The organism is Paenibacillus sp. sg306046 (assembly GCF_059821225.1).
The window spans coordinates 1-11,460 of sequence record NZ_JCAMRT010000053.1 but is presented as its reverse complement, the minus strand read 5'-3'; the positions used below and the strand labels follow the sequence as shown (position 1 = coordinate 11,460).

The following is an 11,460-nucleotide window of genomic DNA, read 5'->3' as shown; positions in this document are numbered from 1 at the left end:
TCGTACAACAGATATTGTACGACATCAAATAGCCGGGCGTAAACTTAAATTATCAAGGTCTCGGACGATGTCCGCCTGGCAGGGATCTCTACTGGGAGGAGCGACAATTCTAATGCTCAATGTGTTGATCATTGGAGAGATGAGAGAGCTGATGGATAAGGATGTACAGACTTATGTGCATAGTATCCGCGTGGCTGGCATGGCCGAGGCTATGGCTTCCGTATTGGAGTTTAATGATGTGCAAAGAGACCAATTAATTCACGGCTGTTTTTATCATGATGTGGGCAAGCTGCTGATTCCGGATGAAATTCTCAAGAAGCCTTCCGGTTTGACCGCTGGTGAATGGAACGTTATGAAGTACCATCCGCGGCTGGGGGCCCTGATTCTTAGGGAGTACGACTCTATACCTGATTCGGTCGTCGATATGGTGCTTTATCACCATGAGCGGTGGGACGGAGCCGGTTATCCAGAGGGCAAGGCGGGGAAGGACATTCCCCCCTTCGCCCGGATTTGCTCGATTATTGACGCGTTCGACTGCATGATTTCGAATCGTCCCTACAAGACGGGCCTCACGGTTAGCCAGGCGGGGGAGGAACTCCTCAAGCAGGCGGGCATTCAATTTGACCCGGAATATGTATCCGCATTTCTCCGTATGATCGACTTGAAGAACGCTAACCTACTAAACCCTATAAGTGAGGCGAAATGATGAAGTGGTTTTTGAACTTAAAAACAGCTACAAAGCTGGTTTTTGCTTTTGTCACGATTGCTCTTGTTTCTGTAGCTGTAGGAATATACGCCTTGTATAACATGGCTGTTATAAAAAGTAACATCGACGATTTGTATAACGATAATCTGGTGTCGGTTCGCGATATGTCGGCTGCTCAGGTTGCTTACCAAAACCTGCGCATTCTGGTGCGGGACATTTCCTTGTCCCCGGCGGACAAGAGCGATGCGGAGCTTGTGCAGCAGGTGCCGGTGTACAAAAGCGAATTCGAGAAAAATTTGAACGGGTATCGGAATACCGATCTGACTCAGCCTGAGAGGGATGAGCTGCGGGTGCTGGATACAGAATGGGCCGCTTTCCAAAAGGTATACGAGCAATCGGTCAACCTGGCGCAGCTGGAGGATCGGACGGCCTTTGTCAATTATCTGAACAATGAGCAACTGGTGCAAGGGAATAAGGTCAAAGACAGCTTGACGCGGCTGGTGGCGTTAAACGTCAAGCTTGCGGAAGAAAAGCTGCAGGAAAGCACCGCTGCCTACAACAGCGCCCGCAATACGATGATTGCCGTTATTGTCGTAGCGCTGATTATAAGTGTCGTCATAGGCTTCTTGCTGGCTCGGCTTATTTCGTCCCAGCTTCAGAAAATCGTCGAGCTGATGGGGCGGGTGGCGCAGGGTGATTTCCGAGAAAAGCTGGATATTCGGACCAAGGATGAAATCGGCCAGCTCTCCGCCTCCGTAAATCAGATGATTGACAGCTTGCGCGTCGTCGTCAGCAGCATTATGGGGTCGTCCCAGGGTGTCGCTGCCGCAGCTCAGCAAATATCTGCGAGTACCGAAGAAATTGCCAGCAGCAGCGCGTCCCAGGCGCAGTCGGCCCAGTCGATTGCCGAGCTGTTTACGGAGCTTTCCTCTGCGATCAACTTCGTGGCGAAAAGCGCTGAGCAGGCCGCCGAGCTGACCAACAGCACGGTGCAGACCGCAGGTGAAGGAGGCGCGATTGTCGATGCGTCCATCCAGGGCATGCAGCAGGTCAACGTGGTCATGTCCCGTCTGGAGGAAGATTCGCTCAAAATCGGTGAAATTATTGAAGTGATTGATGATATCGCGGATCAAACGAATCTGCTTGCCTTAAATGCGGCCATTGAGGCCGCCCGGGCGGGCGATCAGGGCCGGGGCTTTGCTGTTGTCGCGGATGAAGTACGCAAGCTGGCGGAACGGAGCAGCGAAGCGACCAAGGAGATTACATCCATTATTAAGGTGATGCAGGGCAATACGAAGCAGAGCGTAACGGCTGTGACCAACAGCGTGCTGCAGTCGAAGCAGACGGATGAGGCGTTTACCCGAATCGTGCAGATGGTGAACAGCTCGGCCGGCAAGGTGACGGAAATTGCGGCGGCTTGCCAGGAGCAGGCAACGCAGGCTTCCGAGGTCATGATGTCGGTGGATCAGGTTGCTTCGTCCAGTGAGGAAGCTGCTGCGGCTTCACAAGAGACAGCAGCGACATGTCAGTCGCTGGCCAGTCTCGCCGAAGATTTGAACAGCTCGGTTGCCGTTTTTAAAATTCAATAGAATGTAGGATGTTTACTTAGTTTTAAGGCCGGGATGTGAAGGAATGTCTGTCTTTTTGCAGGAGCAGTATATTGAGCTGATGCTTGCGCAGGAGCACTATGCGGTCCCTATTCAGGATATCCACGAGATTATGAAAATGATGCCAGTCACCGAAATTCCCGGCACCCGGCCGCACGTGAAGGGCGTGTTCAACTTGCGGGGCAAGCTTATTCCGGTAATCAGCTTACGGCGGTTGTTCGGCTTGCCGGAGGCGGAGGCTACAAAAGCGACCCGGCTGATGGTGATCAGGAGTCGGAGGGGACCGATCGGCGTCATTGTGGATGAGGTTCACAAAGTGGCGACGTACAGCGAGATCGTGGACCCGCCGGAGCAGGTCGGAGGGGTGAGCGGGGCGCATTTCCAGGGAATTGGCTTGCGTGATAAGTATCTGGTCGGCATTTTACATATGGAACAGGTGTTGAGCTAAGGAGATCCTTCGCTTTTCGGGAACCGCATGACGGTTTGGGAAGCGAAGGATCTTTTTGCGTGTGCGCACATAAATTTCCAAACCGAGGGAAACCTAAATTTGTCAACGAAGGAAAGGAGGAATTTACATGTTTAATCAGTCGCAAAACGCTCAGCAAGCTGTCTCATCCAAGGAGTTGGCCTATTTGTCCGACTGCCTGAAAAATGAGGAGCTGCTGGCGAAGATCGCCGCACAAGGCGTAGCGGAAAGCCACAGCCCACAGTTAAAGCAGAAGCTGGCGCAAATTGCTCAGGACCGTTTGCAAAATACGGATATGCTGATTCGCACGCTGCAGCAGCAAGCGCACATGTCCCACTAACGACCAACGTATTCAGGAGGTGTTAAGCATGTATCAGTCTTATTCGTCGATGAAGTCGTCTGCACATTTTCACCTGCAGGAGCAGGATGTCGCCAACCTCGTGCTGTCCGAGCTGAAACGGGCCGCCCGCGAATACACGACGGCTGCGACAGAGGCGATGCATCCCGCCATTCGTCAGACGTTCGTTAACCTGACGCACAAGACATTGCAGGATCAGGCCGAGCTATTCCAGGTGTTGAAGCAATTAAGCGGGTACGGCTCCATTAAGTCGGCCACCCAGCAAGACATTCAGCAGGAGCTGCAGCAGCAGTTCCAGAAGTCCGAGCAGCTGCATAACCTTGTCCAGCAAGCGGTGCAGGGTGCTTATGCAGGAACGGGAAGCCACATGCAGTCATCTGCGCAATCGCAGCATGGCGCCCATGCGTCTATGCAGTATGGAGCCAACCCTCCGGCTTACGGGGGCGGGGCACTATCTTCATCGGCGATTTCTTCGTCCGGCGGCTCGGCAGGCAGCGGATACAGCTCGTATGGAAGCCATAACCACGCCGGCGGCTCGCTGAGCGGCTCCTCGCAGCAGAGCTTCGGCTATAGCTCCTCGACTGCGCAGGAAACCGGTTCAAGCGGCATTCACGGGCATGAGACCTATACAGCGAAAAGCCAACAGGATCACGATCAAGGCTACTCGTCTGCATACGGCGGTCAGGGAGCCCGTTCTTCTGCCGCCGGGTATGCGTTTGGAAGCGCAGACGCAGGGAACGACGCGGATGCTGCGCAGTCCTTGTCGCTATCAGGCGGAACAACAGCCAGCACCTACAGCAAATCACACCACACCTCGTCCCACACGACGAATTAACGAGCCTGCTGTTCATCTGGCGTATGGGGTCCGAGGCAGGGGTGAAAGCGCAGCTTCAAAAAGCAAGAGGCTGTCAGCTTCGCGTGTAGTCCAACTGCGCGGGGACGCCGATTGTGCGCGGATTGTTAGCCATTGGAAGCTCCCGGTTCAGGCCGGGGGCTTTTACTTGTGCGGATGTTTGCCTGCCTGCCGCTTTAGATGGCGCGATTTGCGGATGCGGGGCAGCGCGGCTGGCGGCTGCTTGCGAATCCAGCGTATAAATCCGGCTAGCCGCTCATGCGAGCGAAGCGCCTGCAGCGTCGATAACCCTGCTGCCAGCTCGTCATTTGTAAATACCGCATGAATTTGCTTATGGCAAGGAATACATAACTCGGCTGTAGGCAGGAGTGTGCCGCCATTCTCCTTCGGCGTCAGGTGATGCCGGGTTGTTTCCACCTCATGCCGTCCGCACAATTCACAAAAGCGTGTCGTGTTCGGTTTGTTCACATCAAATTCCTCCTGAGCGGATTGAGGCTAAAGCGAAGCTTTCAGATATAAATTGCCGCAGCGGAGCCGTTTTTATCGGCGGCCCTGCGCATAGTTTTCCGTGGGCGACCCATAATACAAACCAAGTGGCTTATAGGATACATAGGCGAATGGAGGTATTCCGACATGAAGATGAAACCCTTGGCGGCGCTTATGCTTGCAATTGCCTTACTTGTCCCGGCGGGCTGCAGTCGGACGAATGCGGACGATGCGGCTAACCAGGTGAAAATGCAGCGGACCGTCGGGCGCGAGCGCCTGCTGCAGACCCTCGGGCAAATTTCGCCGCCGTCGATGAGTCCGGAGATCATGCAGCAGCCGGACGAACAACTGATCGGCTGGCTGAAGCAGGTGGATGCGTGGACGCACCAGGTGTTGTCTTCACCCGTAACCGGCGAGCTGGACCGTTATGCGATGGAGGAAATGCGCAATCGTCTCCGTACCGTGTATACGCCCGAGATGGCGGACCGGCAAATCGCTTATTTTTACCGGCGCAACGAGCAGCTAGGCACGTACCAGGCGAACAGCACCAAAGCGATGCTCGGCTTGCGGAGCGAGTGGGGGCGCTATGACTTGAAGCGGGAGCCGGGCGAAGCCGGCGTATACCGGGTCAGGCTGCAGGGGATGAATGAGCAGCAAGGCGAAGCCAAGTCCTCGATTCAGCATGAATCCGCCTACCGTCTGGAGGGAGACAAGCTGATCATTACGGATTTTAAGACAGAGTCGTAGGGTTGTAGGGCGACGGGCATTAACCGGCAGAACGGTGCATATTGATGCGCTGTTCTGCTTTCTTTTTTGTGAATCATTTGATAAAATAAGAACATATATTCCTGTTTATTGAAGTGGTTGCATGGTTGTTTGAGCCGTTTTTACAGGGACAGTTGCGTTTGACAGGCCTTCGGCCTGCATGTAGCATAGACTACATGCAAGTGTAAGGACAGGAGGCTTTTTTGTGCATGTGCGTTTAGACCAATGGAGGCATGTCTTCAAGCTGGACCCCGACCGCGAGCTGACGGATGAAGCGCTGGAGATGATTTGCACGTCGGGGACGGATGCGATCATGGTAGGCGGCTCGTCGGGCGTGACGTTTGACAATACGGTTGACCTGCTTGCGCGCATTCGCCGTTATGAGGTACCGTGTGTGCTCGAAGTGTCGGAGCAGGATGCCATCGTACCGGGCTTTGATCTGTTTCTTATTCCCGTTGTGCTGAATGCGCGCGATCCGGAATGGATTGTCGGCCGCCAGCAGCAGGCATTGCGGGAGTATGGAGCCATCATGGACTGGCAGCAGATCGTAACGGAAGGCTACATCATCTTAAATGGCGATTCAACGGCGGCCCGGCTGACCCGGGCGGATACGGAGCTGGATCGCAAGGATATCGAAGCTTATGCCCGGCTGGCAGACAAGCTGTTTCGCTGTCCGATCGTGTACCTGGAGTATAGCGGCACATACGGGGACATGGAGCTGGTGCGGCGCGTGCGCAGCTTGATGGGACAGTCCAGGCTGTTTTACGGAGGCGGCGTAGACGGGCCTGAGAAGGCCAGGGAAGCGGCAGCTTGCGCTCATACCGTTGTTGTCGGCAACGTAGTTTACCGGGACCTGGAGCGGGCGCTGGCGACTGTTCAGGCGGTTAAGGAAACGGTGTAGAAAAGGAAGTGCAGTAGAATGATGAATCAACCTGTGGATATTCACCAGGCGATACAGAAGTTAAATCCTCCCCAACGGCGCGCCGTCGAAACGGTGGACGGACCGTTGCTCATTATGGCTGGAGCAGGCAGTGGCAAGACGCGGGTGCTGACGCATCGGATCGCGTATTTGATCGGGACGCGCCGCGCCGCGCCGTGGAGTATTTTGGCGATTACCTTTACAAATAAGGCTGCCCGGGAGATGCAGGAGCGTGTCAGCTCGCTCGTTGGTCCGCAGGGTCAGGACATCTGGGTATCGACGTTTCACTCGATGTGCGTGCGGATTTTGCGCAAGGATATTTCACGGATCGGTTTTACCTCGAACTTCACGATTCTTGATTCGGGCGACCAGCTGTCGGTAATTAAGACCTGCATGAAGGAGCTGAACATCGACAGCAAGAAATTCGAGCCGAAGGCTGTTCAGGCTGCCCTGGGCAATGCCAAAAACGAGCTGCTGACGCCAGAGAAGCTGGAGCAGAAAATCGGCGATTACTTCGACGGCATTGTAGCGAAAGTTTATGCGCTGTACCAGAAGAAGCTGAGAGCGAACAATTCGCTCGATTTTGACGATCTCATTATGACGACCATCCAGTTGTTCCAACAAGAGCCCCAGGTGCTGGAGTTCTACCAGAACAAATTTCAATATATTCATGTTGACGAATACCAGGATACGAACCGGGCGCAATATATGATTTGCCGGATGCTGGCGGATAAGCATAAGCGGATTTGTGTCGTCGGAGACAGCGACCAGTCGATCTACCGCTGGCGCGGAGCCGATATCGGCAACATCCTGGATTTTGAAAAGGATTATCCGAATGCGACGACGATCCTGCTGGAACAAAATTACCGTTCCACCTCGAATATTTTGAACGCAGCCAACAAGGTGATCGCCAACAACGCCGGACGCAAGGCGAAAAACCTGTGGACGGACAAAGGGGAAGGCCAGAAAATCCGGCTGTATCAGGCGGAGTCGGAGCATGAGGAAGGCTACTACATTACCGGACAGATTCGTAAAAACGTCGATCAAGGCGGACGCCGCTTCAAGGATCACGCCATTTTATACCGTACGAACGCCCAGTCGCGGGTTGTCGAGGAAATTTTGATCAAGTCCGATATTCCTTACCAGATCGTCGGCGGCGTCAAGTTTTATGACCGTAAAGAGATTAAGGACATTCTCGCTTATTTGCGGCTTGTGTCCAACCCGGATGATGATGTCAGCCTCCGGCGGATCGTTAACGTACCTAAACGCGGAATCGGTGATACGACTATTGACAAGCTGGCTGATGCGGCTGCCCGATTTGGCGTTTCGATGTTTGCGATGCTGGAAAATGTGGACAGTCTTGAACTGGGCGCCAAGGCGCGCCATGCGCTGACCGAGTTTCGTGAAATGATTGAGGGCCTGTACCGGATGGTCGATTATTTGTCGGTTACTGAGTTGACGGAGAAGATGCTTGAGCTGTCCCAATATCGGGAAGAATTAAGAAAAGAAAACACAATCGAGTCGCAGGCCCGTCTGGAAAATATTGACGAGTTTCTATCCGTTACGCAAGATTTCGAGAAGCGCAACGAGGATAAATCTCTCGTCTCGTTTCTGACGGATCTGGCGTTGATTGCCGATATCGACTCGATGAATGACGACCCGGAGGCAGGCAAGCAAGGTGTCGTGCTGATGACGATGCATAGCGCCAAAGGGCTGGAGTTCCCGGTTGTGTTTATCGTAGGACTTGAAGAGGGCGTATTTCCGCACTCCCGCGCTCTGATGGACAATGAGGAGCTGGAGGAGGAGCGGCGGCTCGCTTACGTCGGCATTACCCGTGCCGAGCAGGAGCTGTATTTAACGTGCGCGCGGATGCGCACGTTGTTTGGCCGGACGGCGGCGAATGCGCCGTCCCGGTTTTTGAACGAGCTGCCGCCGGAGCTCGTGGAGAATGCCCGCGGCGCAGGCGCGGGCAGCTTTGCGCCGCGCGGGAGCGGCGGCGCCGCGTGGGAGCGCGGCGAGCGCCGCTTTGGCAGCGCCGGCGGGTTTGGCGGCGGCGCGAGCGGCGCTGCTCGTCCGCCGGCCTCAAGCGGCGTGACCTTCCGCACCGGCGTGAGTGCGAGCGGAGGCTCCGCCAGCGCAGGCAGTTCAACTGCTGCGGCAGCTCCAGCCAGCTTCGGCATGGGCGATAAGGTCAGGCATGGCAAGTGGGGAACCGGCACCGTGGTGGCGGTAAAAGGCTCAGGAGATGATACCGAGCTGCAAATTGCTTTCCCGGCTCCAGTCGGCCTCAAGCGACTGCTCGCCAAGTTTGCACCGATCGAGAAGGCGTAACCAGTTCATACGAGAGGACGAGTGAGTATGACGATCAAGCCAGATCCTATGGAGACGATGCAGGCCCTGATTGAAGAGATTAACAAGCATAACTATCAATATTACACCCTGGATGAGCCGACGATTAGCGATGCCGAATGGGACGCTCTGTATGACAAGCTGACACAGCTGGAGACAGAGACCGGTACGGTGCTGCCGCATTCACCGACGAGCCGCGTCGGCTTCCAGCTGCTCAAGGGCTTCGAGCCGCATCGGCATCTGGCGCGTCTCTGGAGCTTGGACAAGGCTCAAAATCATGAGGACTTGGTAACCTGGTATAACCGGGCTCAGAAGCTGATCAGTGAATACAACACCCAGCATCCCGAGCAGCCGCTGCCGCCGCTTTCTTTCGTCGTGGAGCTGAAGTTTGACGGACTGACCTTGAACCTGACCTATGACCGCGGAGAGCTTGTGCAGGCCGCTACACGCGGCAATGGCGCTATTGGCGAAGGCATACTTGCGCAGGTCAAAACCATCAAGTCCGTGCCGCTGCGCATTCCGTATACAGACGGTGTGATCGAGGTACAGGGCGAAGGCTTGATGAATCTGTCCGTACTGGAGAAATACAACGAAACGGCAGCCGAGCCGTTGAAAAACGCCCGCAATGCGGCAGCCGGAGCGCTTCGCAACCTCAATCCCAAAGTGACGTCGGAGCGTCGGCTGAACGCTTATTTCTACAATATCGGCTACACCGACGGCTTGCGTTTTGCGGACCATCAGGGAATGGTCGGTTTTCTGCGTAACAACCAATTTAAGGTGAACCCGTTCGTGAAGTTTGTGGACACAATTGAAGAGGTCGAGGAGGAGCTGCAAAGCTTGGTCGCGCTGCGCAGCACCCTTGATTTCCTGATCGACGGCATGGTCGTGAAAATTTGTGATATGCGCACCCGGGAAGTGCTTGGCTACACGGACAAGTTTCCCCGCTGGGCGATTGCTTACAAATTCGAAGCGGAGGAAGCGGTCACGACGTTGCTGGAGGTAGGCTGGAACGTGGGCCGAACGGGTAAGGTGACGCCTACCGCTCGCGTGGAAGCGGTGGATATCGCCGGTGTCACGGTTCAAAACTGCACGCTTAACAATATGGACGATATTGCCCGCAAACAGTTAACGCATGCGCTGGGTAGTCTCATCTATATCCGACGTTCGAATGATGTTATCCCTGAAATTTTGGGCAAAGTTACCGAAGAAGCTGACGGAATGGAAATTGTGGCCCCGACGGTTTGTCCGTCCTGCGGTCAACCTTTAGAATTCCGCGGCGTCCATTTGTTTTGCCCGAACCGGTTGAATTGCCGCCCGCAGCTGGTGGGGCGTATTGCTCATTTCGCTTCGCGTGATGCGATGGATATCGAGACGTTCAGCGAGAAGACAGCCGAGCAGCTTTATGATGAGCTGGAAGTGCGGGACCCGTCCGACCTTTATTATCTTGCTTTTGATGACTTGGTGAAGCTGGAGCGCTTCGGCAAGAAGAAAGCGGAAAACTTGTTGGCTGCGTTGGAAAAAAGCAAGACGCCGGACCTGGCTTCATTCCTGTTTGCGCTAGGTATTTCCAATACGGGTAAATCCACGACCAAGGATCTTGCTGATCATTATCGCTCACTGGATCGGTTGAGAGAGGCTACGGCCGAGGAACTGATTACGCTGCCTGACATTGGCGGTATCGTCGCTGACAGCATTGTGCGGTTTTTTCAGGATGAAGCGATGCAGCGGACGATTGAAAGGCTGCTGGCTGCGGGCGTGACCCCTGTAGTTGAGGCGTCGGCGGTCGTTCCGGTTGATGAGAGCAACCCGTTTTTCGGCAAAACAGTGGTGCTGACAGGTACTTTGCAAGCAATGGGGCGTGACGAGTGCGCCAAAAAGCTGGAGCTGCTCGGCGCAAAGGTAACCGGCAGCGTCTCCAAGAAAACGGATATCGTCATTGCGGGAGAAAGTGCGGGCAGCAAGCTGACGAAAGCGCAGGGACTGGGGATTCGGATTATCGACGATGAAGCGGAGCTGCTGCGCTTGTTAGGGGAATAGCCCGTTAGAGGTTGTGCGGCAGCATATTGTGGCATTTCGGGCAGTCTAGACCAGGTGAGCTTCGAAGTCTCTGAATGGCATCCCTTTTGCTTTTTGTTAATCATTTATTCTTTGGCTGAACAGCGGCCAGCGTACGGCTTGTACCTGTGGCGCTCCGCCGTCCTCTTCTAGGATACACTTGGAGAGGGCGGCAAAGCGTGCCAGTTTCTTACTCAACTGCTGCATCACGTATTTCTGCGAATAAACCAAAAAGCGTGGAAGTCATGAATGGCTGTGTGATGTTGAAGTATGGTGCCGGGGAATCATGTTCATTCGTGAAAAGTGATGCATAGCGGCGGCTGCGATTGAGCATCCTGTGAAAGGTCTTGTACAGCGCAGCTAGGTGGCCAGGAGGTTAAGGAAAACGCTGGTTTTCAGCTTGTTTTCGTAAGTTTGATGGGCTGAATTCTTTTTTTTAAATTTGCTGTTGCATTTACCCCCCAACCTGTGCTAAATTATTGCTTGTCGCCGCAAAAGGACAAGCTCCAAGTTGAGTTGAAGTCTTGTCGACAACAAAAAAATCACACTTGCATTGTTCGACGATAAGTGATAGAATACGATCTTGTCACCACAAAAGATTGTACATCTTATTGCAAGATGGGAATGTGACGAAAGCTCTTTGAAAACTGAACAAATGAGACGAAATGCCAAGCGTAATACAAGTAATGAGCTATCGAGTCTTTTCAATAAATAAGCGCTTTGATCGGCTTTGGCTGAACGAAGTCGCAAACCTTAATGGAGAGTTTGATCCTGGCTCAGGACGAACGCTGGCGGCGTGCCTAATACATGCAAGTCGAGCGCTAGGGGAGTTCCCTTACGGGAATCCCCCTGGAGCGGCGGACGGGTGAGTAACACGTAGGCAACCTGCCTGTAAG

General features: G+C 54.2%; 10 protein-coding genes and 1 rRNA gene. 10 read left to right on the top strand and 1 reads right to left on the bottom strand.

The genetic code is table 11. The features are described 5' to 3' along the window. From AC6ROY_RS25055 to AC6ROY_RS25035, 5 genes are all read left to right on the top strand, one after another. Window positions 1–706 (top strand): HD-GYP domain-containing protein (locus AC6ROY_RS25055; RefSeq protein WP_500103290.1); only part of this gene is annotated, 706 nt, incomplete at its 5' end. After that, entirely contained in the window at window positions 703–2,295 is a 1,593-nt protein-coding gene (locus AC6ROY_RS25050; RefSeq protein WP_500103289.1) for a methyl-accepting chemotaxis protein, read from the top strand. The genes AC6ROY_RS25055 and AC6ROY_RS25050, both read left to right, overlap by 4 nt. A 43-nt stretch (window positions 2,296–2,338) precedes the next feature. Continuing rightward, window positions 2,339–2,761 carry a chemotaxis protein CheW gene (locus tag AC6ROY_RS25045; RefSeq protein WP_500103288.1) on the top strand — a complete coding sequence of 141 codons (423 nt, stop codon included), beginning with the start codon at window positions 2,339–2,341 and terminating at the stop codon, window positions 2,759–2,761. A 127-nt stretch (window positions 2,762–2,888) separates the two neighbouring features. After that, window positions 2,889–3,119 carry a hypothetical protein gene (locus AC6ROY_RS25040; protein WP_500103287.1) on the top strand — a complete coding sequence of 77 codons (231 nt, stop codon included), beginning with the start codon at window positions 2,889–2,891 and terminating at the stop codon, window positions 3,117–3,119. 28 nt (window positions 3,120–3,147) lie between these two features. After that, window positions 3,148–3,972 carry a spore coat protein gene (locus tag AC6ROY_RS25035; RefSeq protein ID WP_500103286.1) on the top strand — a complete coding sequence of 275 codons (825 nt, stop codon included), beginning with the start codon at window positions 3,148–3,150 and terminating at the stop codon, window positions 3,970–3,972. 162 nt (window positions 3,973–4,134) lie between these two features. On the opposite strand, the gene hlpB is transcribed toward AC6ROY_RS25035, so the two are convergent. Further along, a complete protein-coding gene (hlpB, locus tag AC6ROY_RS25030) occupies window positions 4,135–4,458 on the bottom strand; it encodes an HNH nuclease-like protein HlpB (RefSeq protein WP_500103285.1) in 324 nt (107 codons plus the stop codon). Between the two features lie 165 nt (window positions 4,459–4,623). Between hlpB and AC6ROY_RS25025 the strand changes: the two genes are divergently transcribed. The 5 genes from AC6ROY_RS25025 to AC6ROY_RS25005 form a co-directional block, all read left to right on the top strand. Beyond that, window positions 4,624–5,223: a hypothetical protein gene (locus AC6ROY_RS25025; protein ID WP_500103284.1), complete on the top strand. Its 600-nt coding sequence runs from the start codon at window positions 4,624–4,626 to the stop codon at window positions 5,221–5,223. A gap of 223 nt (window positions 5,224–5,446) precedes the next feature. Next, window positions 5,447–6,142 carry a heptaprenylglyceryl phosphate synthase gene (gene pcrB, locus AC6ROY_RS25020; protein ID WP_500103283.1) on the top strand — a complete coding sequence of 232 codons (696 nt, stop codon included), beginning with the start codon at window positions 5,447–5,449 and terminating at the stop codon, window positions 6,140–6,142. Window positions 6,143–6,160: 18 nt separating this feature from the next. Further along, a complete protein-coding gene (gene pcrA / locus AC6ROY_RS25015; protein WP_500103282.1) occupies window positions 6,161–8,491 on the top strand; it encodes a DNA helicase PcrA in 2,331 nt (776 codons plus the stop codon). Window positions 8,492–8,518: 27 nt separating this feature from the next. Beyond that, window positions 8,519–10,546: an NAD-dependent DNA ligase LigA gene (ligA, locus tag AC6ROY_RS25010; protein ID WP_500103281.1), complete on the top strand. Its 2,028-nt coding sequence runs from the start codon at window positions 8,519–8,521 to the stop codon at window positions 10,544–10,546. A gap of 771 nt (window positions 10,547–11,317) precedes the next feature. Continuing rightward, window positions 11,318–11,460: ribosomal RNA gene (locus AC6ROY_RS25005) — 16S ribosomal RNA — on the top strand; the annotation flags it as partial.